Genomic DNA, 20,702 nt, shown 5'->3' with positions numbered 1-20,702 from the left:
TATCCCTAATTCGACCAATAGATGTACGTCTCGTCGGCCTTCGGTTTGGTGCCTAGTGGACGGTCGATAGCAATCGGCGAACGAATGAGCGAGGGCCAGGCCGGCTTGACGTTGTCGCGGTCGTGCGCGGCGAGCAATTGCGTTAGGCGTGCGACGACATCGGGATGCGCGCCCGCGACATCGCGCTGCTCGGTCGGATCGGCCTTCATGTCGTACAGCAGATTGACGTGCGGCAGATCGAGCGCCTGCAGCTTCCAGTCACCATCGCGCACAACCTTGTAGCGACCGCTGCGCCAGAACAGCGTGTTGTGCGGCGTTCCCGTAGCCGTGCCCTGCATGAAGGGCAGTAGATTGACCCCGTCGATCGGGCGATCGTGCGGCAAGCTCGCGCCGGCGCTGCCGCCGGCGGTTGCGAAAATGTCGAAATGGCTGACCGGCGCCGCGACCGTCGTGCCGGGCTTGATCCGTGCCGGCCAGCGCATGAAGAACGGCACCTTGACGCCGCCTTCGAAGAACGTGGCCTTCCACCCGCGATACGGTTTATTGATATCGGGCAGGCCGATGTAATGCGCGCCGCCATTGTCGCTGGTGAAGATCACCAGCGTATTCTGATCCAACCCTTGCGCTTTCAGCGTCGCCATCACGCGGCCGACACCGCGGTCGAGCGCACGGATCATCGCAGCATAAACGCGCATCCGGTGATCGGTAATTTGCGGGAGCGCATCGTAATCGGCCTTGGCCGCCTGCAGCGGCGTGTGCGGCGCGTTATACGCCAGATACAGGAAGAATGGGCGGTTGCGGTTGGCGACGATCGTCGCTTGCGCCTGCGCCGTCAGATAATCGGTCATGTAGCGATCGGGGCGAAACGGTTTGCTACCGTTATACTGGACGCTGAAGGGCAAGTTGGCCCACAGAAATTTGTCGATCGGGTCGAAGTCCTGCACCGAATTGACGACGTCCGGGCTGTCGTCGAGCAGGTATTTCTGGCCGCCGATCATGAAGCCCAAGCTCTCGTCGAAACCGTGCTGCTCGGGTCGCATCCCCTTGGCATCGCCCAAATGCCATTTGCCGAGGTGCATCGTGTGATAGCCGCGCGTGCGCAGCAAATCGGCGATGGTGATCTCGCTGGCGGGCATCCCCTTGTCCTGCACCGGCGGCAAGCGCGCGGCATCTTCGTCGAAGATCGTCTTATGCTCCCATGTCGTCGGGAAGCTGGCGATCGTGCGCGAAAAGGCTGCGTCGGTGCGGATCAGGCTGGACGGGAACCACTTTGGCGGATGCACGTCGGCGGGGGTGAATTCATAGCCGAACCGCGTGGCGTATCGGCCGGTCATCAACGCCGCGCGGCTTGGTGCGCAGGTCGCGTTACCGGCATAGCCATTGGCGAACGAGGCACCCTGATGCCCCAGCGCGTCGATGTTGGGCGTCTTGACCAAGCCGCCCGCGACTCCACCGCCGTTGAAGCTGATGTCGTTATAACCGAGGTCATCGGCGACGATCAGCACGATGTTGGGCGGACGTTGATCGACTGGCAGAGCGGCGACGGTTGGGCCCGGCTGCCATGCGACAGGATGACTGTCCTCAACATGCGGCGCGATCCAGCCGGGCAAGTGCAGCAGCACATAATCCTTGGCGGCAAACCCAGCGATCGCAAGCGCCGCGACCGAGGCGAGTGAGATCTTGACCCAGCGTTTCATCGCATGCCCTCCCGATCAAAGTTGCGCCAGCCCAGCGCGAGGATCATGATCATCACCGCCTCCGCCACCATCGGCGGGAAAGCGTGAGCGGGGGCACCATCGGCGACGAGGCTAATCGCGCGTCCGCTGATCGCGAGGCCGAGCAAGCAAAGCGGGACGATCAACGGCGTGCGCCACGCGCGCCACGCCCCGACCAGCGCGAATATTCCGCCGGTCAGGAAAAAGGCGGGGAAATCCGCGCGCATCGTCGCCAGCCCTTGCGTGCCGAGCGCGGTGATGAAGAAGCGCAAGCCCGATTGCGCCGGATCGATCAAAAATCCGATCCCGAGCAGGATGTTGAACACGGCCGTAAGCCCGACGATTCCTCGTATCCCGTTGCGCATTGCGACATCCCCCCTTGGTTATGGGAACCAACGTAGCACCGTTCGGGCGTTCTGCAATCTTTCGGCATTGCCAATGCCATATTAAACCGGCAACGTATGTCAGCGAGGGGGAGGGGACGATGCGCACTACCGGGATCCTCACGACCGTGGCCTTGGTTGCAATGGTCGTCGGCGCGGCGCTGTTCCGGGGGGAAACCGGCGCTGCGCTGCTCGGTCTTGCGTTTGAAGCACGCGCTGGCGTCGACAATACGCGCGATCTGCCCGACGGTTTGCACGTCGCGCTCTGTGGGACCGGGGCACCGTTGCCCGACCCAGGCCGCGCCGGTGCGTGTACCGTGGTCATCGCCGGGCAACATATCTTCGTCGTCGATTCGGGCGAGGGTGGTGCCAAGCACATCGCGCTGATGGGCATTCCCAACGGTCGGATCGAGGGCGTGTTCCTGACGCACTTTCATTCGGACCACATCGACGGCCTCGGCCCGATGATGTTGCTGCGCTGGACCGGCCGAGGGGCGACCGCGCCACTGCCAATTTACGGCCCGACCGGAGTCGAGCGGATCGTCGCCGGGTTCGACGCGGCGTACGCGACCGATTCAGGCTATCGCACCGCGCACCATGGTCCGAAGATCGCGCCGCCCTCGGGCGCCGGGGGCAAAGCGGTGAGCTTCACCCCGCCGGTGCGCGGAACGCTTGGTGCAGTGGAAGTGTATCGCGCGAACGGCTTGCGCGTCACCGCCTTCAGCGTGGAACATGGACCGGTCCAGCCAGCCGTCGGCTATCGCTTTGACTATAAGGGCCGCTCGGCGGTGATTAGCGGCGATACCGCAGCGAGCGCGGCGCTGGTCGCCAATTCAAAGGGTGTCGATCTGCTGGTGCATGAGGGACTGCAACCGGCTTTGGTCAAGCGCATGACCGCAGCGCTGGTCGCGCGACACCAGCCCGGCACCGCGCAAATCACGCGCGATATCCTAACCTATCATACAGCACCCGAGGTGGCCGCGCAGGAAGCGCAAGCGGCGGGGGTGAAGCATTTGCTCTTCACCCACATCCTGCCACCGGTGCCGTTCCGCATCGCCTATCCGGCGTTCCTCGGTCGCGCGCGGCAATTTTATGACGGGCCGATCACGGTAGGAGAGGATGGCATGATCTTCAGCTTGCCCGCCGCAAACCCCACCATCGCCTTCGCGCGCCTGCCGGTCGATTGAAACTTTCGGGGCGCTGCATGCGCCAAAGGGCTTGCGCAGTGCCGCGGGCTTCGCTTTGAGGGGCCGACCGGGCATCGCGTTGTGTCATTGCCCGCTCAGAGATACGCTTTCGAATGTTCCACTTAGACCATGATCGCTCGACCAACACGCTCACGATCCGAGTAAAGGGTTTCTGGACGCCGGACATCGTGGCCGATCTGGGCGGGGCGCTGATGGAGAAGGCACGCGAGCTGCATGGAGCCGGTGGCGATTTCGACGTCATCGTCGAATCGCTGGAATTTCCGGTCCAATCCAACGACGTTGCCGATCTGCTTACCCAAATCATGGTGGCGGGCATCGCGTTGACGTCAGGGCGCGCGGCGGTCGTGGTGGGCAGTCAACTCAACAAGTTGCAAGCCGAGCGGACCTTGGTGCATCCGCGATTGCGCGTGTTCAGGTCGCTCGCCAAAGCCAAAGCCTGGCTCGCCGAAAGCCCGCTCGACGTCTGAGGAACGCGGCGGCGTCAGGCGACGGGCAGCGCCTTGGTGCGGATGTTCAACTGTCCCTCCAACCCGGCCAGACGATGCTTTTCGATCGCCTGATAGTCGGGAGATTGCACCATTGCCATCATCGCCGCACGACTGGGATATTGCGCCAGCGCAACCATGTCCCACGGCTCGTCCATTTGCCCGAGCATCAATTCGGTCACCGCGCCCGCGAACACCGATTTGCCACCGACCGCGGCAAGGCACGCCTGCACAGCGGCGCCGTAGCGCGCATAGGCCTCGCGCCCGGTGAGATCGGCGTCGCTGCCGTCGGCATATTCGGCATGCGGCTTGAAGCGCAGCAAATTGACCATCACGAACGGGCCGTCCTCCGCGCCAGTGAAGAAAGCGGCAAGTTGCTCTGGGCCCGGGAATACCGCGTTGGTAACGTTCATGATTCTTGACCTTGGCTGGAGCGAATGAAAGCGTCGATCAGCGCGCAAAGCTGTTCCGGTGCGTCTTCCTGTAGGAAATGGCCGCCGCCGGCGATGATCGTGTGCGCCTGCCCCTTCGCGCCGGGAACGCGGTCGATAAAGACTCTCTCACCCCCCTTGGTCACGGCATCCTGATCGCTGAAGGCGGTGAGGACCGGCTTGTCGAAGCGCTCAAGCACTTTCCACGCCGCGTGGTTTTCCGCGACCGAGGCGTGGTCGGGCGTGATCGGCACGAGCTTCGGGAATTCGCGCGCGCCTTCCTTATAGCTTTCATCGGGGAAGGGCGCGTCATAGGCGGCGATCTCCTCCGGCGTCAGCTCGCGCAACGTGCCGCCATTGACGATGAAGCCGACCGGAAATTGCGGGACGTTCTGGCTGAAGGCGAGCCAGGCATTGAACCCGTCGGACGATCCGGTGCCAACCGGCAGACCGGTGTTCGCGATCACCAGCCGCGCGAAGCGATCCGGGAAGGCAGCGACGAGGCGCAAGCCGATCAGCCCGCCCCAATCCTGGCAGAAGAGCGTGATGTCGTTGAGGTCGAGCGCGCTGAGCCACGCGCTCATCCAGGCGACGTGGCGTTCATAGGTGTAATCGCTGCGTGCGGCCGGCTTGTCCGATCTGCCGAAGCCGATCAGATCGGGGGCAATCACGCGGTGGCCGCGCGCGACCAGATCGGGCACGAACTTGCGATAGAGATACGACCAGCTCGGCTCGCCATGCATCAGCAGAATGGGTGATGCGTCACGGGGACCCTCATCGAGATAATGGATCCGCAACTCCGTTCCATCGGCGTCGGTGACGCTCAGATACTGCGGCGCAAACGGATAATCCGGGAGATTGTCAAAACAGGATTCTGGGGTTCTCAGAAACTCCACCGCGCGCTCTCCTGACAGTATATTCTATTGGCAGCGATAGTGCCAAAAGAAAGCTCCGACGTCAATTGGCAGGTGGTGCCGAATCCCGCACGAAGCGTACGCCGATATGATCTGTGCCCAAGCCGCGCTCTTCGAACTGCCGCGCCGCCGGGCGGTAGCGGGCGCAATAATTGCTGGCGCATAAATAGGATCCGCCCTTGATCACACCGCTCGCACGGCTGGGGCCGACGGCCGTGCTGGTCCATTCCCACACATTGCCGATCATGTCGTACAGTCCGAAGGCATTGGGCTTGAAGCAGCCGACGGGCGCGCGACCGCGAAAGCCGTCGAGCCCCAGATCGCGCGCGGGAAACACGCCCTGATAGTAATTCGCTTGCGGCGTGCCATGGGCATCGATCGGCTCGGGCAATGCTGTGCTTCCGGCGAGCGCGGCATATTCCCATTCGGCTTCGCTCGGCAGCCGCTTGCCGCCCCAGTGCGCATAAGCCTCGGCATCGTCATAGGCGATTTGCACGACGGGTTCGGCATCACGCCCTGCGATCGATTCGGCCGGCCCCGACGGGTGGCGCCATTGCGCTCCGACCGACCATCGCCACCAGCGCGGGTCGCGATCATCGGGGATCGCGAAGACGGCAGATCCCGGCTGCTGCATTTCGGGCGGGGTATCAGGGAGCTGCCGGGGCGTCTGCTCGGCGACTGTGCGGTAGCCGGTCGCGGTGACGAACCGGGCGAATTCTCCATTGGTCAATTCGTGCGCGTCGATCCAGAACGCTTTGACCCGCGCGCGCCGCGGCGGCCCTTCCTCGGGATATTTCGGATCGGCCCCGATCGTGAAGTCGGCGGCGGGTAGAGGGATCATCGGTGCCGATCGTAGATCGGCGCACTGCTTAGTGCTTGCAGGCGGTCGATCGGGCGCGCACCCTGCGAACCCGAGCGCCATGATCAACGCGGCGAAACCTTCCCTGCCGTGGATCATCGCCGTCGCCCCTCAACCCCAAGAGGCGGCAAGGCGCACGGATTGTCAACGCGAAGAAGCTGCCTTCCCTGCGACGTCGATGTTGCAACGGCCTTTCCCAAGCTGTGGTCCGGTTGAATTTCGCGCAAGTGGTTTGGGCTGGGGATAGACAGATCGGCATATCACGGCCATGCGCCCAGCAATGCCCGACAGGTCGACTCACACCGCTATTTTCCGCGTATCGTTTTGGCTTGCGCTCGCGTTTGCGCTGGTGATGGCGCTGCTACCCCATCCGCCGCATCTGCCGATCAACGGCCTGGGTGACAAATTTGAGCACATGCTGGCGTTCAGCACGGTCGCGATTCTGGGTGCAAACGGTTACCCGAGGGTGGCGCTACCGCTTCTTGGAGAGCGACTGTCATTTTTGGGCGCGTTGATCGAGGTTTGCCAGTCGATCCCGGTCCTGCATCGCGATTGCGATATTCGCGACTGGTTGGCAGATACCGTCGCCATCATCGTGGCTCTCCTGCTCGTTCGCTTGGTTCGAGACAGCCGGCGGACACGCGCTAGGGCGAACGGTGGGGCGAACGATGGGGCGGGCCGATAGCGCGGGGCGACGTCGACGCTAAACCGCCGACGTTGTCACTATGCCGAGACGATATCGAGGGACGATGTCGGCACGCCCATCACAAGCCTGCGCGCGCGCAACGCCGCTGTCAGATATGATGTGTTCAAATCCAGGAATTGCCACGGTGTCATTCCAAGAAAACGCTTAGAATCGCGCAAAAAATGCGATCTATCGAAGTAAAATTCGGAAATAAGTGATTCATAGTCATCACAGGGGTTGATCATCATATTGAGGAAAATCCGCAGAAAACGCGTACGCATCTGGAGAATTTTGGGGGGGAAGCCGAAATAACGTTGCGATAGGCGGCGTAATTTCAGCGGCTGTATTCCCAAGCTCGCCGACGCTTCCGACAAATCTGACCGCCCCGTTGCGGAAAGTATGCGTATCATGTCGGCAATCATTGCCTCGTCGGGGTGCGGCGCGGGTAGTGCGCGCAAAAAGATGTCGTCGAGAATTCCTTTAACATCGAGCGCGCGATCCGAATGATAGAGCCGATTGACGAGCTCGTTGACCAGAGACGGGGGCAAAACTTCCTTCAGGGGTGTGATGCGATCACGCAGCGTCTCTGCGCTTTGTTTAAAAAAACGCGCCCAGCCAAGCGGGCTGATGTCGATCGCGATCGTGACTCCACCGTTCGATCGCACCGGCATGGCGGAGCTCGTCACGCCGTACAGGATTGCCGAAGACAGCTCACCATAGCGCCGGTTGCCCACGCTGACCGAGATGGGGTCCTCCGCCAGCACGACCCAAATCATCGCCCAGCTTGGAAGCATCCAAGTCTCTTCCAGATGCGGAAATCCTGGTTCGGAATCGAGAACCGCATAGCTTGGAAGCAGCTCACGCAGCGCATGCGCGGGTTGTTCGTATCGTAATGCCGTATGGTCAGGAAGGCCAAAATCCCGCGCGAAAACACCCGGACGGTGACTACCACTTTCGATCATTGTCATCATCACGCATAGGCAAAATGGTGGATGGGAAAGAGCCTTCGAACCTGCGCCAAATTGATTAGCGTACGGTTAACTCTTCGTTGATTTCAGTTATAATTCAATCATAAACGTATATTGTTGGGGGTAAGGCTGGATCCCAGAACGGCTGATCCAGCAGCCTGTTTTAGCAATCAATCGCCGTGCTCCATTCCGATGTTTTGGCGTCCAGCGCCTGGATAAAATGCGCGGCGGAGAGTGTTTTCATCAAGGGTGCTCGAAATGCGAACGCGTCGTTCGGGGAGGCGTGTCCGCGTTCCGGCCACGAACCGACGAGGGCTTCGAGGGCCTCCACATCGATGATCGCGGCGACGCGATCATTGGCCGAGATGGTTGAAACGTGTCCTTGCAGACTTGCTCGCGAATAGCTGGCGTACCAATCTGCGGCCTGTAATCCACGCAACGTCCCCGCGATCACATCCGGGGCAACCAAGTCCGTCATAGCCGCGATGAAAAGCGGTCGTTCGATCCCATCTTTCAACAGCTGATCCGCTGGTAGCGACAAGCAAAATTCGATCAAACGTCGATCGGATGTCGGATCTCGTTCGTCGATCCCGAATTGCGCCAGATTGCCCTTTCGGATCCCGGCAATACTCGTGTGCAGGATTTGATCGACCCGGTTGCTGTAGGTATTGCGTGGCGGCTGCGCCATGATCGACGCTGTTCGATCAGTTGATTGCCACGCTTTTTGTAAAAGCGGGCGCCCAGGGTCCTGGCTGCTCCGCCCGGTCGCTCTGGCGAGCAGCGCCCAGATCGGGCGCGGAATATACCCGCCCGCGGTCACCGCCAGCGCGCCGCGCCAGCGCATCCGCCCCTCGGCGCCGAGTATCCGGAATTCGCGCAGCCACGATCGCCACGAACCTTGCCACAAAAAGTCGGGGAGGATGGCGTATCCGCCGGCGCTGATCGTCAGATTTCCCAAATCACCGGTCAAGAGTACCGAAACGCCATGCTCGCCAAGCGTCCGGTTGATGCCCGCCAGCCATGGAAAGTTGCAAGCGTTTATAAAGGGTTCCTGATAGTAGTCCCACAATCGCTCACAGTCACCAAAGTCGAACGAGTGCTCTGGCCGTACCACGACGTGCGCAACATTGGCGTACTTGCGCGCTGTTTCCGCGGCCACGGCACTTTCGTCGATCGCTTTTCGATCGGGGGCTGCGCCGGTAAACCCAGCTCTTGGCGCACCCGTCGCCGATAGGACGCGACCGCCCGTCGGTTCGAGCAGGCGCGCCGCGATCGCGGTGATTGCGCTACTGTCGCGGCCCGAGCTGAGCTGTGTGCCGACAATTGCGCCGGCATCGCGCAGCCGTGCTTCTACGGCCTGTTCGAGGTGGGCATGAAAGGCGTCGACATAATCTTGTGTCCGCGCCAACCGCAGCGTTTTAGGCTGGGGATCCCAGTATCGCCGTTCCGTGCGGACGCCGGAGTCAAACACGACATAGTGGCCAGGGGGAACCCTGAAGATACAGTCAAGATAGCTGGAGGACAGCGGGCTATGGCGCTTGTCGATAAATGCCGCGATTTTTTCAGCATCGACCATGGCGCGTCCGGGCATGACCGCGATCAGCCCGACCGGCATTGAGGCAAATTCGACGCGAGACGGCGTGACGCGGTAATGCAGCGGCCGCTGGCCGGTCGGATCGCACCCGAGGTATAAACGATCGGAGCGGCGATCCCAGATGGCGAAGGCGAAATCACCGATCACGTGATCGAGTACGCCGATGCCCCAAACCTCATAGGCGTGCATCAGCAAGCGCGAATCGCTCCACGCTTTGGCATCCTGCGCGACATCAAAACGCGCAATAAGCTCGTCGCGATTGTCGATGCGAAGATCGGCGACCAACATCGCGGCGCCACCGCAACCAATTACCGGCTGCAGATCGAACGCATCCTCAGCCAGCAGCCTGAACAGGCAATGGCCGAAAGTCACGTTTCCGAGACTTCCGACCGATTGCTTATCTGGGCCGTAAAGGCGTTGCGCCGCAAGCATATGATTGCAGAGACGGAGGAACTCGCCCGAATTACCCCCAATTAAACCTGCAACCGCGTTCACAGCGTATAAATATCAAAGACATCCATACGGGTTAAAAACCGTATGGCGCCCGCACCTTAGGAGCTTTGCGTGCCTGGGCCGTCAAAGTTCGTAACGCCGGCAGCTTCGGCCGAACCGGCGGAAACCGAGCGAACGACTGGCTTTACCCATGATGCTTTCACGCGATCGGCACTGATGATTGGTCCAAGCGTCATAATTACACTCCAATATAATAGCAGAAATCGGCGGCGAACACCCACCTGCATACGCGCTTTTGTTATGGCGTACCGGTAGCCGCCTGTCCACTTAATATGCTAAAAATCTTGCTCTTTTTTTTAGGAATGTCGTTGCCGGGCGTGGTCTGGGCAGCTACTGTGTAGCCGCTATATCTCAGAACTATGGAGATAATTTCCAATACTGAATAAAGCGCGGACTATCTGGGATGAAAAAAATGCAAGAAGGGGTTCTGATATCTCGATCAGACAAGATGATTGAGATAAATCATGATGAGGAATTGATCGCGCTTCAGATTGATACGTCAAAATTTCATATGTTTAATCCAGTTGCGAACAGAATTTGGGAGATTGTAAAAACTCCGATTTCGCTAACCGATCTCTGTACCATTTTGTGTGACGAGTTCGATATCGATATCGCAACCTGCCAGATAGATGTTGAAGAGCTCGTCCAATATCTAGTCAATGAAAAGGTAATTATACTTATCGACGGTTAATATCCGTTGGATAGCCACACATGTATTGTGTAGCGTTTTATGGGAATTCGCTACTGAGAAATAATCTCACGTCACGCTCGAAATGCCGATGATCCCATTGCCGATTGAACTTACAAACCTTTACAAGTTGAGTAAGTTTTAAGCAGTCTTTTATGTGCCTGATACGATCGCCGATAAGTGGCACGAAACTACCGCGATAAGTATTGACCGATATCGCTTCAACTGCCGCCATACCGCTAACCTGTTCGATCATCAACTGGTCAGTCGCTCCGATATTCTTTCCCAATAAATAGATAGCATCGAGTCTTACAGGATCGTGAGATCCAGATCCGATGATCGGCATATCGAATTTGTCCTGGCCATCGAATGACCGTGTCAGACCCGTCTCGCTAATCCCTCTGACCTTCAGCGCATCCTTCCATAGGCGCAGCCGTGGGATTCCCGCTCTGGCATAGGCTATGCCTGCGGAGTCAAAGTCGACGACGCACACATCATCCGACAAAATCCGGTATCCGTGATCGGCAAACCACGCCGCAAGCGTAGATTTGCCCGCACCGGAATGCCCCATAAAGGCGATGGCGCGACCGTTGATCTCGATCGCATTGGCATGAAGCGGGAGCAAATGCCGGTGATGCAGGATCGCCCCGAACGCAGACCCCAACAGATAAAGTTCGACATTGCGCGCCGAGGCCTGGGCGTGCGGTTCGACGATGATCTCGTTGCCATTGGCAATCAGGAATCGACCAACGTTCGCAATGTTCAGGATCGGCCCATCGGTATCGACATAGAGCCCGAGTGGTTCGACCGATTGGTGCTTTGGCACTGCACCGAGCCGGATCTCTACATCGGCGCTGTCGATCGGGGTTGGGATCAGCGCGGACAACCTGATTTCCGATCGAACCTTCAGGCCGAAGACGCGATAGTCGAAATGGTCCTGCCGCGGGTCGAGCCGCGACCGATGTGCCGCGGGCAGCGCACAGTGGATCATCGCGGCACCACAGGTTGTGCGTCAGAAGTCGGCGCCGGGGTTGGTGCACGCAGTCCGACGCCAACCGAATCGGCGATCGCCGAGGTCTGCACGTCGCCGGTCCGCAGACGATTGGCAATCACATCGGCATCCGGTGCCGATCCGGGCGCACGCGTAGCTGCGGTTTGATCGGTGTCGGGGGCGCTCAAAGTGACTCGATCCCTTGATGCTGGATCGGTGAGGCCATCGCTTTTCGCGCGCACATTGGAACAGGCCGAGGTTTTCGTAGCTTCAACCGACCGCGGAACGTCTGGCGCGCAGAGATCGATTTGCTGCGTCCGCGCTGGTGATAGGGGAGGGGCGGGTGCTTCAACCATGTACGCTCTCGGCGCTTCCTGCGACTTTGTCGGGGAAGGCGGCACACTGCCTGCGGCACGATTCGAAATTTGCGCGACAGTCGCTGCATCGTTGGTTTGCGCGGATCCTTCGCTGACCCCCAAGGACAGCGCCAGCGTCGCGCTCGCAATCGCAGCAATCCTCAACAAATGTCGCAGCATGAATAACACTGAGGAGAGACCTTCGCGTACTGGTTAATATTGGGTGATCTGCACACCAACCGAGCCGACCGGTTGATCAACCGAAATCGACCGGCCAACGCCGGATTGCGTAATCAGAATTTGGGCATAACCGTTTTGACGGAGCGCGATGCTATGGCTGTTGCCTTGCTGGCCCAGATCGGCCTGATTGTTCGGCCCCGTTTGTTCAAGAACGATCGCGTTGGACTCGCTAGTGCGATTTACCGGGTCGAGCAAGGCACCAATCCCGAGCAGAGTCGCCTCTGCGGTCGGCGATTGAATCAAGCGCGCGGTGTTGCCCGACCCGGTCTGCGACGCAAAGGAGCTGTTGCCATTGCCGAGCTGGACTTGAATCGCGGTATTGCCAATGGCGGGGTCCGAACTCGATTGACGCAGCGTCAGGCTGTTATTCAATCCCTCGACGGATTGCGTCGCGCTGTTGAAATTCCCCTGTTGGGAAACGGCGAAGGCGGTATTGTCCCCATTCATTGCGATCGAAACGTGATTGTTGTTGCCGCTTTGCGAGACCGACCCCGCAATCTGGCTGGATATGCTGATCGGCCCGGTGCTGCGCGACGACCCGATTTCGGTTAAGTTCCCGGTCTCGACCCCGGCGATGACGCCGCCGGCCGTGTTTCCATTCAGCGCGATCGTCGCGACATTGCGATCACCAACCTGCGTCACGCACACGGCGTTGGCCGCGCCGGAACAGGCGGATGCGTCCGCCGGTTGGGCCACGGCCGCGACGGGCTTCACGCCGAGCGCGCCAAAACCTAACGCCAAGGTGATCGTAGCAAGGTGAGATCCGTATTTCATGGTCTGGCCTTCCGGATGCTTTGATCGGTGCCGACTGCACCGCCTTTCGCGGGTTTGCTCGTCTACACGGGTCAAATATTAGGCTGGGGGAGGAGGAGGAGGAGGAGGAGGAGGAGGAGGAGGTGGCGCGCCGGGTTGTTGGAGCAACGTCGCTGTGTTGTAATTGCCCGTCTGGGTGGCATAAATCGCCGCTCCGGCGTTTGCCTGAGTCAGGGTCAGCTGGTTGTGATTGCCGAACTGAGCGACATCCGCCGTCACGTTTTCGGCCGACTGGGTCAAGCTTACCGCGTTGCTTTGGCCATTTTGGAGGACATAAGCTTGCGCAGAGCTGCCGCCAATTTCCTGCGTAACCTTGGCGTTGTTGTTGCCATAGGTGTCGCTCGACGTGGCCCCGTCCTGACGGATTTCCACAAACTGATTTGTGCCAGCCTGGTCGGCCGTTGCCAGGTTGAAATCGGCGCCCTGATAAATGTTGGCAATACCATTATCGGCACTGCTCGCCTGCGTCACCGTGGCGGAGTTGTTTGCACCAACGGGATACGTACCGAGCTTTACTGCCGGTGCCGAAGAAGTGGAGTAGGGAGTGCCAATCGCAACGCCCCGTTTAGCACCAACCGTCGTGACGCCCTGTATGATCTTGACAAGACCAGCCGCGGTTCCGGTCTGATCTACTTCCGCAGTATTGTAGTCGGTAAATTGCTCGATATCAGAATTTGCATTAAAAAAGCCGTTGCTACCGCCATCACCCGAAAGCTTTGCCGTCGCAATATTGCCGTTGCCCGCCTGGCCGATAAAACTGAACGCGTTGGTGCCCGACAGGTTGCTTGTCGCAGTGTTGCCCGTAGGCGTTACCGACGCGCTTGCGTCGCACGCAGCGTACCCGCACTGAAAAATTAGACTGACGTTGTTTGTGACACCGCCACCGTTGCCGGTAAAAGTTTGCGTTGCCGTGTTGTAATTGCCAAAAACAGACAAAACGGCGATATCGTCTCGACCAACTTGTGTAACTTTTGCTACGTTGAAGTCGCCATTCTGGTCCATTATGACTCTGTTATTTGTGCCGCCCACCTGATCGATCGTAATTTGGCTGCTCTGTCCGCTTTGCGTAATACTTTGGGCTGGACCCTTAGCGTGAGCAGTTGATGTATTGAACGCAGACAGAGCAAGTACAGACGCACTAGCTAAGAAAAACTTTGTCATAACGGTTGCCGATTTTGGATAAAATACAAAACCGGCTTCCTTCACGTCAGGATAATCGGCGCAGCATTGAGGTCGATCACAGGCGACGTGCGCAGCACGTCGCCTGTGCGCGGGCTTACTGGCTCATCGTCAGCGTGTTGGAATTGCCCGTCTGGGTCAGGGTTGCCGACGCTCCGGCGGTAACCTGAGTCAACGTCAGCTTGTTGAGATTGCCGAACTGGGCCAGATCCGCCTTCACGTTTGCGGCCGACTGGGTCAAGGTCAGTGTGTTGCTCTGGCCCTCTTGGATAACATAAGCCGAGGCGGTGGTAGCCGAAAGCTCCTGGGTAACCTTGGCGTTGTTGTTGCCATAGGTGTCCGCCGACGTCTTGCCATCCTGACGGATTTCGACGAACTGGTTCGCGCCAGCTTGATTGGCAACTGCCAAGTTGAAGTCGGCACCCTGGTAGACATTGACAACACCACTATCGGCACCGCTCGCCTGCGTCACCGTGGCGAAGTTGTTTGCACCAAGGGGATAGGTACCGAGCTTCACTGCCGGTGCCGAAGAAATGGTGTAGGGGCTGGTAACCGGAGTGTTCCGGGTAGCGCCAACCGTGGTCACGCCCTGGATGATCTTGACAAGCCCAGCTGAGGTTCCAGTCTGGTCTATTTCCGCAGTGTTGTAGTCGGTATATTGCTCGATAGCAGCATTTGCGACTGCGCCGGCGCCGCCATTACCCGTCAACTTGGTCGTCGCGGTGTTGCCGTTGCCCGCCTGCACGATATAGCTGACGTTGTTGGTGCCCGACAGGTTGGTTGTCGCAGTGTTGTACGTGGACGCTGTTCCACCTATGCTGCACGCGGCGGTCGCGCACTGATAGACTTCACTGCGATTGTTGGTGGCCGAACCACTCGACGGGCCGGCGAAGGTCTGCGTTACCGTATTGTGGCTACCAACGACTTGCGAGAACCCGAAATCGCTTTTGCCCAGCTGCGTAATGGACGCAACGTTGAAATCACCATCCTGCTTGACCTTGGCTTCGCTTGTTACGCTGGCTGCTGGCGTTGGAGTGGAGGTGGCCTGGCTGATCGTGATCTGGTTGCTGTTGCCTTTTTGCGTGGTCGTCTGGGTATTAATGGTAACGTTAGTCGCCGCGGTCTGCGCGAAAGCTACCGGGGTAGCAAAAACCGACAGTGCAATGACCGATGCGCTAACTAGAAAGGACTTCATCATAAAATAGACCCCATTGTGGATAACTATAAAAACAAAACTGCTTGTACGATTTAGGTAAAGAGGAACGTGGTTACGGTTCATCAATACAATAAATGAATATTTTCACCCCTATTGTGCATGCGCTCTCCCGACCTTTGGTTGATCTTTTGGCGAATCGACCGGAAACGTCACGCGCGTAAGCGCGTTCGATCGCGCTTTCTCCGCGGCATAACGCGCCAGCGCGGCAGAACCCGCTGCGCTGTCCGAAAAGCTCCACAGATGGCGGGGGCCGGCCTGCGCACCCTCCATGATCAAGGCGTAGACCGCCTTTTCGATCGCGGACTGGACGGCAATTTGCGTCGGTTCGTTCACCGAAACCCCGGCCTCGGCCTCCAAAAGCTCATCGAAGGTAACGAATTTGAAGGTGCTGGCGTTCAGCGACACCGAGACGATGCTCTTGTGGGTGACGACGCTCGCCAGCACTTCGCCGGTCTTCACGCTGACCGCGCGCAGATAGATCGTCACGCTATTCTGGCGATATTGCGTCGAAGCACCAATCGCGAGGAAGCGAGCGCCGATGCCGCCGGTCTTCAGGTTCGTATCATAGCCGATGATCCCGCCTTCGAGCACGATGCCGGCAAACAAGAGCGACGGCAGAACCTCGGCCGGGGTGTCCTTTTCGCCCAGATAGCGGTTGCGCATCTCGCGAATGATCTGGCGCTCTTTCAGCAAATTATCCAACCGCTCGCGCTCGACGACGGTGAACCAGCGGCCATCCCCGGCATCGCGCAGCGATTGCACCACCATGCTCGCGCCGCCCTGCGTCACCGCACGAGACAGGCTTTGGATGCTGTCCGATGGCTTGAGCTGGCCGGTCTGATCGGTGAAATCGTACACAGCGATCGGGATTGGCTGGGCCGGCACGGGCATCGTGAACAGCTCGCGCTGCGACGGCGTACTCTGCGCGAGCGAAGGGGGCGCGCCCGAGACCCGGAATGCCTGTTGCGCGGCGGTACAGCCCGTCATGGCAAGCGCCGCTGCAAGCAAGCCAGAGAGCTTCGATATGGTCTGGTGTTCGAACATCGGCCGATCTTAAAACTGCAGGCCGTCGGCACGTTGCAGCGGGACATCGAGCGGCGCTCCGTCCAACGAACCCGCCGCCGCAAGCGTGGAGCCGGTGATCGGTGCTGCGCCGGCTAACGATGCCTCAAGCGATGCCTTGGATGCCGCGACCGAGGTCTGGACCAGAGCAGGATCGGCCGCTGCCGCCGCCGTTGTCTTGCCAAAGGTATAGACCGGTACGGTGATGACCGTGGTTTCGCCCGTGGCATCATCGACGATCGTAACGGTTATGTTCGTCCCATCGTTCGTAAACGTGACGCGCTGGCCACCCAAATCGTAGCTGCCGGACGTGCCAGAGGTCGAGCCCGTGATCGCGGTGACGAGGCCGGAGGAAAAGGCCGAAAGCAGCCGTGCCTGCAATTGCGCGGCGAACGTCTGCGCGGCCGTCAACGGCGCTGTAGCAGTCGTTTTCGCGGCCGGCCGCTGCGCAGTGGCGATTGCAAGCAAGCTGGTCGAATTAAAAGGATTTCCGCCGAACGAGGGTGAATTAAAATCAAACTTCAGCTCCTGTGCGGAAGCTGGTGTAGCCAGAACACCAAAAGCCAATAATAATGCAGACGTCAGTGAACGGAAACTAATGATCGCGCCCCCCTGAGAAAACATTAAATTCGACCTTTTATGCAATGCACTAAAATATAATTTAATTTTTATTAACATCTAATAGATACAATTAGATCAACAGGAAAATATAAAGGATGCATTATCGACATCCGCATTTAGATACGCGCCAAAATTCTGGAACAAATACTATTTTGCAATGCATTCGACAGTATTATGCAGAAGATTACTTTTAAAAATCAACGCCATCTCTTTATATTTATGATCGCCAACTTTGTACACCGTTATAGTTGGGGTGTGCCATTTTTCTCTTTTATCTGACAACTCGAATACCAATCTAGATTAAATAATCACCTCTGTATGAGGGACTTACGAAAGAATTTAGTTTCGGTAAATGATCTTTCCTTACAAGCACCTCGGGTAGCGCGAGGATCTTGTAAGGCGTGCACAAGGTTCCGCCGCTCAATCAGCCGGACCATTTTCGGCTGATATTTGAGACCGATAGAGAATCCCCGGCATCTGCAGCGGGACAGCGCAAGGCCCACGGGGGCATCGCCGGTAGCGCCCATGTCGGATAAAGCACCCAACCCTGAAAGCGCTGCGCGCGCTAAATGTTGAGCGAGGGCTTGTGGATTGAAGGCCTTTCGCGCAGTCTGAGATTGCGCGAATCTGGATGTGATTGCGCAAGTCTCTGTTTAGTTGCGCATTGACTCATTTGGTTGCGCGGTTCACGTTTCGCGCAACTAAGGAGTTTGTGTGGCGCGACCGATTCCCGAAGGCGATCTGGCAGCGATCGAGGCAGCGGTAGCCCAACATCTAGGCGGCGCATCAGCGGCGCAGATCGCCGAATCTCTCGCCACGCCTGGTGCCCGCCGCACGCTCCAATATCGCCTTCGCGCGCTGATTGATGCCGGCCGTCTCCGGCTTGCCGGAGACGGCCGCGCCGCCCGTTACCATCTTGTTGGCGATACTACTACCGAACCGGACGCGGCGGACATCGTCCCGATGTCGCCCGAGGGCAAGGCGGTCCTGGCGTATGTCCGCCAGCCCGTCGCGGCCCGACTACCGGTCGGCTATAATCGCGGGTTCCTAGATGGCTACCGGCCAAACGAGACCTATTATCTCACCCAAGAGCATCGCGACCACCTAGCCACGATCGGCAAGCCGCAGATCGAGGCCGCAGCCGCAGGAACCTACGCGAAGCGAATCCTGAACAGGCTGCTGATCGACCTGGCGTGGAATTCCAGCCGGCTCGAAGGCAACACCTATTCGCTGCTCGACACCCGGCGGCTGCTCGATTTCGGGGAGGCTGCTGAGGGTCGCGGGCCGCTCGAAGCTCAGATGATCCTCAACCACAAGGACGCGATCGAGTTTCTCGTCGCCAACGCCGACGATATCGGCTTCAACCGCTATACGATCCTCAATCTGCACGCTTTGCTGGCAAACAACCTGTTGGCCGACCCTGCGGCGGTTGGTCGGTTGCGGCACATCATCGTCGGCATCGACGGTTCGGCATTCCATCCGCTGGAAGTGCCCGGGCTCATCGAGGAATGCTTCGATCAGCTCCTCGCCACTGCAGCAGCCATCACGGATCCTTTCGAGCAAGCCTTCTTCGTCATGGTTCAACTTCCTTACCTCCAGCCCTTCGACGATGTGAACAAGCGGGTCTTGCGCCTCGCGGCCAATATTCCGATGATCAGGGCGAACCTTGCGCCGCTGTCGTTTACCGAGGTTCCGGGCGACCTCTATACGCGCGCTACGCTTGGGGTGTACGAACGCAACGACATCTCCTTACTGCGCGACGTCTTCCTCTGGGCCTATGAGCGATCAGCAGGGCGCTATGCAGCCGTTCGCCAATCGATGGGCGAACCGGACACCTTCCGCTTGCGCTACCGCGAAACGTTACGCGACATCATCCGCGATGTTGTGCGCGGCCCCATGAACCGAAAGGCTGCGCGCGCGCACCTTGCTGAGATTGCGCGCGAGATCATTCCGGCGGCGGATCAGGACCAGTTTATCGAGGTCGCTGAGACCGAGTTGCTTGGCCTGCACGAGGGCAATTTCGCGCGCTACCAAGTCCGCCCTTCGGAATTCGCGGCATGGCGTCTGATCTGGAGCCAGGCGTGACCGTCCCGACAATTCTCCGCCTGAAGATTGACTGCTTTCGGGGCCTTGAGATGGTCGACTGGCGGCCAAGCGCCGGCCTAAACCTGATCCTCGGCGTGGCGATGTCGGCAAGACGACAATTCTCGACGCGATCGCCTTGCTGCTGAGCCCGGTCAATCCAGCCAACCTGCCGGACACCGACTATTACCGGCGAGTGATCGAAGAGGGGTTTTCGATCGAGGCTGTGCTGTCGCTGCCCGCGACCATCGGTATTAATACACAGCTCAAGCCAGCGTGGCCTTGGGATTGGAATGGCACGGAGGCGATCGCTTCCAGCCTTGAGGGCAACGCTCCGGCGGACAGCAAACCCGTCTATCGCGTGCGGGTCCGCGGAACCGAGGATCTCGAACTCTATTATGAGATATTGCAGCCCGACGCCAGCGCTGATGATTTCCCGGTCGCGCTCAGGCGCCAAATCTGTCTGGTCAGGTTGGGCGGCGACGATCGTAATGATCGTGATCTGCGGCTGGTACAGGGCGCCGCGCTCGACCGCCTTCTTTCCGACAAGGGGTTGCGATCGCGCATGGCCAGCACCTTGGCGGACCATGCCATCAAGGACGAACTCGCCGACGATGCGAAGACGTCGCTCGCAGACCTAGACAAAGCGTTCGGCGCTCGAAGCCTTCATCGCTGCGGCCGTTGTCGCCTTCGTCGGTTCTACGGGCAAGAGATTCAGCCCGACGGCCTTTGGGAATCGGTTTGAGCAGGAAGCCCGCGAGCTGTGTGCAAAGGCATGTCGCGGCAAATCAGCGACGATCCAGGAACTGGCAAAGCACATAATCGACCGTCCCGACCATCGTGGGGTCGCAGCAATGCTGCGTCACCTCGCCGAGCTGAAGGGTTCTGATATCGGCGTTAGCGACGTCGCATTCGATCATCACAGCGAATATTGGGATACCGTCCGGTTGGGGAATTTCGACGATCTCGAAGCCGGCCTCGCTGAAATTACGGACCGGCGGACATATTCGCGGCCGAGTCCGCCGGCCAAGGCAATCAGCACGATTCACAAGGCCAAGGGTCTTGAATGCCGGGGCGTTACCTTACTTGCCGGCGACGTCAAAAGTTTTCCCGAGAAACCCGATGCTCGCTGCTTGCTCTATGTTGCATTGAGCCGGGCGACGGATAGGCTTCACAGTGTTGCGTCGCGAACAACACCCAGCCCGTTGTTCATCGTGTAGGAGCGCGCGGACGTGACGCTGTACATGACCAAAACCTGGGGATTTAGAACCCCGTCTGGGCCGCTGCAGTCCAGTACCAACGGCTGGCGGACCAATGCCAGATCGACGCTAGAAACTGGCGACATGGTCGTCATTGTTGGAACAAAGGGCGCCGAGACTGATGATGATGAACAAGGTCGCATCCTCGGATTAATGGAGCCCACCCGGCACATCGTCAGTTCGCTGGATTATGACTTGATCAGGGGGCCGCAGGATCTCGATCCTGCTGGCAATCACAAATGGCCCTTCGGGCTGGAATTGCTTCGTGCTTGGCGTTTCGACGATCCGCGACCGCTACTGACCGACATAACGCCGCGGGGCTTCCACATGGACTCGGCAGAGGGAATTGTCCGACTTGAATCCAGCGAGGCAACTTCGATCCTTGCGCTTCCAAGGACCGAAGTTGGGCTACTCAGCGCCATTGCTGTTCGCGCGCGGGT

General features: G+C 59.0%; 20 protein-coding genes. 7 read left to right on the top strand and 13 right to left on the bottom strand.

Translation table 11 applies throughout. The annotated features are described in order from the left end of the window. Positions 1–5: 5 nt before the first annotated feature. Both IEV62_RS02935 and IEV62_RS02930 read right to left on the bottom strand, forming a co-directional pair. A complete protein-coding gene (locus tag IEV62_RS02935) occupies positions 6–1,697 on the bottom strand; it encodes a sulfatase-like hydrolase/transferase (protein ID WP_188445376.1) in 1,692 nt (563 codons plus the stop codon). Then, positions 1,694–2,080 carry a hypothetical protein gene (locus tag IEV62_RS02930; protein WP_188445375.1) on the bottom strand — a complete coding sequence of 129 codons (387 nt, stop codon included), beginning with the start codon at positions 2,078–2,080 and terminating at the stop codon, positions 1,694–1,696. Before IEV62_RS02930 ends, IEV62_RS02935 begins: the two co-directional genes overlap by 4 nt. A 119-nt stretch (positions 2,081–2,199) precedes the next feature. Between IEV62_RS02930 and IEV62_RS02925 the strand changes: the two genes are divergently transcribed. Both IEV62_RS02925 and IEV62_RS02920 read left to right on the top strand, forming a co-directional pair. After that, positions 2,200–3,285: an MBL fold metallo-hydrolase gene (locus IEV62_RS02925; protein WP_188445374.1), complete on the top strand. Its 1,086-nt coding sequence runs from the start codon at positions 2,200–2,202 to the stop codon at positions 3,283–3,285. Positions 3,286–3,398: 113 nt separating this feature from the next. Continuing rightward, positions 3,399–3,773: a hypothetical protein gene (locus IEV62_RS02920; RefSeq protein ID WP_188445373.1), complete on the top strand. Its 375-nt coding sequence runs from the start codon at positions 3,399–3,401 to the stop codon at positions 3,771–3,773. 14 nt (positions 3,774–3,787) lie between these two features. On the opposite strand, the gene IEV62_RS02915 is transcribed toward IEV62_RS02920, so the two are convergent. The 3 genes from IEV62_RS02915 to IEV62_RS02905 all read right to left on the bottom strand — a co-directional run bounded on the left by IEV62_RS02915 (position 3,788) and on the right by IEV62_RS02905 (position 5,977). Further along, the gene (locus IEV62_RS02915) at positions 3,788–4,204 is read right to left on the bottom strand and encodes a DUF1330 domain-containing protein (protein ID WP_188445372.1); all 417 of its coding nucleotides are present in this window, start codon (positions 4,202–4,204) and stop codon (positions 3,788–3,790) included. Continuing rightward, on the bottom strand, positions 4,201–5,118 hold the full coding sequence (locus IEV62_RS02910; RefSeq protein WP_188445371.1) for a haloalkane dehalogenase: 918 nt from the start codon (positions 5,116–5,118) through the stop codon (positions 4,201–4,203). The genes IEV62_RS02915 and IEV62_RS02910 overlap by 4 nt, the downstream gene beginning before the upstream one ends. 61 nt (positions 5,119–5,179) lie before the next feature. Next, complete coding sequence (locus tag IEV62_RS02905) at positions 5,180–5,977, bottom strand: formylglycine-generating enzyme family protein (RefSeq protein ID WP_229732792.1); 798 nt, start codon at positions 5,975–5,977, stop codon at positions 5,180–5,182. 298 nt (positions 5,978–6,275) lie between these two features. Here IEV62_RS02905 and IEV62_RS02900 point away from each other — a divergent pair, with 298 nt between their 5' ends. Then, positions 6,276–6,680 (top strand): VanZ family protein, encoded by a 405-nt coding sequence (locus IEV62_RS02900; protein WP_188445369.1) that lies wholly within the window; start codon positions 6,276–6,278, stop codon positions 6,678–6,680. A 38-nt stretch (positions 6,681–6,718) separates the two neighbouring features. On the opposite strand, the gene IEV62_RS02895 is transcribed toward IEV62_RS02900, so the two are convergent. Both IEV62_RS02895 and IEV62_RS02890 read right to left on the bottom strand, forming a co-directional pair. After that, on the bottom strand, positions 6,719–7,651 hold the full coding sequence (locus tag IEV62_RS02895; protein ID WP_188445368.1) for a helix-turn-helix domain-containing protein: 933 nt from the start codon (positions 7,649–7,651) through the stop codon (positions 6,719–6,721). 160 nt (positions 7,652–7,811) lie between these two features. After that, positions 7,812–9,737, bottom strand: a complete 1,926-nt coding sequence (locus IEV62_RS02890) for an asparagine synthetase B family protein (protein ID WP_188445367.1) — start codon at positions 9,735–9,737, stop codon at positions 7,812–7,814. 421 nt (positions 9,738–10,158) lie between these two features. On the opposite strand from IEV62_RS02890, the gene IEV62_RS18405 reads away from it, so the two are divergent. Beyond that, complete coding sequence (locus IEV62_RS18405; protein ID WP_188445366.1) at positions 10,159–10,446, top strand: PqqD family protein; 288 nt, start codon at positions 10,159–10,161, stop codon at positions 10,444–10,446. Positions 10,447–10,483: 37 nt separating this feature from the next. On the opposite strand, the gene IEV62_RS02880 is transcribed toward IEV62_RS18405, so the two are convergent. The 6 genes from IEV62_RS02880 to IEV62_RS02855 all read right to left on the bottom strand — a co-directional run bounded on the left by IEV62_RS02880 (position 10,484) and on the right by IEV62_RS02855 (position 16,924). Then, on the bottom strand, positions 10,484–11,434 hold the full coding sequence (locus IEV62_RS02880; protein WP_188445365.1) for a hypothetical protein: 951 nt from the start codon (positions 11,432–11,434) through the stop codon (positions 10,484–10,486). 569 nt (positions 11,435–12,003) lie between these two features. After that, entirely contained in the window at positions 12,004–12,804 is an 801-nt protein-coding gene (locus tag IEV62_RS02875; protein WP_188445364.1) for a hypothetical protein, read from the bottom strand. A gap of 78 nt (positions 12,805–12,882) precedes the next feature. After that, on the bottom strand, positions 12,883–14,049 hold the full coding sequence (locus tag IEV62_RS02870) for a hypothetical protein (RefSeq protein WP_188445363.1): 1,167 nt from the start codon (positions 14,047–14,049) through the stop codon (positions 12,883–12,885). Positions 14,050–14,119: 70 nt separating this feature from the next. Further along, positions 14,120–15,220, bottom strand: a complete 1,101-nt coding sequence (locus IEV62_RS02865; protein ID WP_188445362.1) for a hypothetical protein — start codon at positions 15,218–15,220, stop codon at positions 14,120–14,122. 108 nt (positions 15,221–15,328) lie between these two features. Further along, positions 15,329–16,282, bottom strand: a complete 954-nt coding sequence (locus IEV62_RS02860) for a CsgG/HfaB family protein (RefSeq protein WP_188445361.1) — start codon at positions 16,280–16,282, stop codon at positions 15,329–15,331. Positions 16,283–16,291: 9 nt separating this feature from the next. After that, entirely contained in the window at positions 16,292–16,924 is a 633-nt protein-coding gene (locus IEV62_RS02855) for a curli assembly protein CsgF (protein ID WP_188445360.1), read from the bottom strand. Between the two features lie 711 nt (positions 16,925–17,635). On the opposite strand from IEV62_RS02855, the gene IEV62_RS02850 reads away from it, so the two are divergent. The 3 genes from IEV62_RS02850 to IEV62_RS02840 all read left to right on the top strand — a co-directional run bounded on the left by IEV62_RS02850 (position 17,636) and on the right by IEV62_RS02840 (position 20,223). Then, positions 17,636–19,006 (top strand): Fic family protein, encoded by a 1,371-nt coding sequence (locus IEV62_RS02850; protein ID WP_188445359.1) that lies wholly within the window; start codon positions 17,636–17,638, stop codon positions 19,004–19,006. Positions 19,007–19,142: 136 nt separating this feature from the next. Then, positions 19,143–19,748 carry a hypothetical protein gene (locus tag IEV62_RS02845; RefSeq protein WP_188445358.1) on the top strand — a complete coding sequence of 202 codons (606 nt, stop codon included), beginning with the start codon at positions 19,143–19,145 and terminating at the stop codon, positions 19,746–19,748. 109 nt (positions 19,749–19,857) lie between these two features. Further along, complete coding sequence (locus IEV62_RS02840; RefSeq protein ID WP_188445357.1) at positions 19,858–20,223, top strand: ATP-binding domain-containing protein; 366 nt, start codon at positions 19,858–19,860, stop codon at positions 20,221–20,223. Positions 20,224–20,702 lie beyond the last annotated feature (479 nt).

This window comes from Sphingomonas psychrolutea (assembly GCF_014636175.1).
Classification (GTDB): Bacteria; Pseudomonadota; Alphaproteobacteria; order Sphingomonadales; family Sphingomonadaceae; genus Sphingomonas; species Sphingomonas psychrolutea.
The sequence above is the reverse complement of the archived record's forward strand: the minus strand, read 5'-3'. Positions and strand labels throughout refer to the sequence as shown.

What these genes read in the sequence shown, in the direction of transcription:
- IEV62_RS02935 (WP_188445376.1), bottom strand. Translation starts at nt 1,697, where the DNA reads ATGAAACGCTGGGTCAAGATCTCACTCGCCTCGGTCGCGGCGCTTGCG.
- IEV62_RS02930 (WP_188445375.1), bottom strand. Translation starts at nt 2,080, where the DNA reads ATGCGCAACGGGATACGAGGAATCGTCGGGCTTACGGCCGTGTTCAAC.
- IEV62_RS02925 (WP_188445374.1), top strand. Translation starts at nt 2,200, where the DNA reads ATGCGCACTACCGGGATCCTCACGACCGTGGCCTTGGTTGCAATGGTC.
- IEV62_RS02920 (WP_188445373.1), top strand. Translation starts at nt 3,399, where the DNA reads ATGTTCCACTTAGACCATGATCGCTCGACCAACACGCTCACGATCCGA.
- IEV62_RS02915 (WP_188445372.1), bottom strand. Translation starts at nt 4,204, where the DNA reads ATGAACGTTACCAACGCGGTATTCCCGGGCCCAGAGCAACTTGCCGCT.
- IEV62_RS02905 (WP_229732792.1), bottom strand. Translation starts at nt 5,977, where the DNA reads ATGATCCCTCTACCCGCCGCCGACTTCACGATCGGGGCCGATCCGAAA.
- IEV62_RS02900 (WP_188445369.1), top strand. Translation starts at nt 6,276, where the DNA reads ATGCCCGACAGGTCGACTCACACCGCTATTTTCCGCGTATCGTTTTGG.
- IEV62_RS02895 (WP_188445368.1), bottom strand. Translation starts at nt 7,651, where the DNA reads ATGATGACAATGATCGAAAGTGGTAGTCACCGTCCGGGTGTTTTCGCG.
- IEV62_RS18405 (WP_188445366.1), top strand. Translation starts at nt 10,159, where the DNA reads ATGAAAAAAATGCAAGAAGGGGTTCTGATATCTCGATCAGACAAGATG.
- IEV62_RS02880 (WP_188445365.1), bottom strand. Translation starts at nt 11,434, where the DNA reads ATGATCCACTGTGCGCTGCCCGCGGCACATCGGTCGCGGCTCGACCCG.
- IEV62_RS02875 (WP_188445364.1), bottom strand. Translation starts at nt 12,804, where the DNA reads ATGAAATACGGATCTCACCTTGCTACGATCACCTTGGCGTTAGGTTTT.
- IEV62_RS02865 (WP_188445362.1), bottom strand. Translation starts at nt 15,220, where the DNA reads ATGATGAAGTCCTTTCTAGTTAGCGCATCGGTCATTGCACTGTCGGTT.
- IEV62_RS02860 (WP_188445361.1), bottom strand. Translation starts at nt 16,282, where the DNA reads ATGTTCGAACACCAGACCATATCGAAGCTCTCTGGCTTGCTTGCAGCG.
- IEV62_RS02855 (WP_188445360.1), bottom strand. Translation starts at nt 16,924, where the DNA reads ATGTTTTCTCAGGGGGGCGCGATCATTAGTTTCCGTTCACTGACGTCT.
- IEV62_RS02840 (WP_188445357.1), top strand. Translation starts at nt 19,858, where the DNA reads ATGCTGCGTCACCTCGCCGAGCTGAAGGGTTCTGATATCGGCGTTAGC.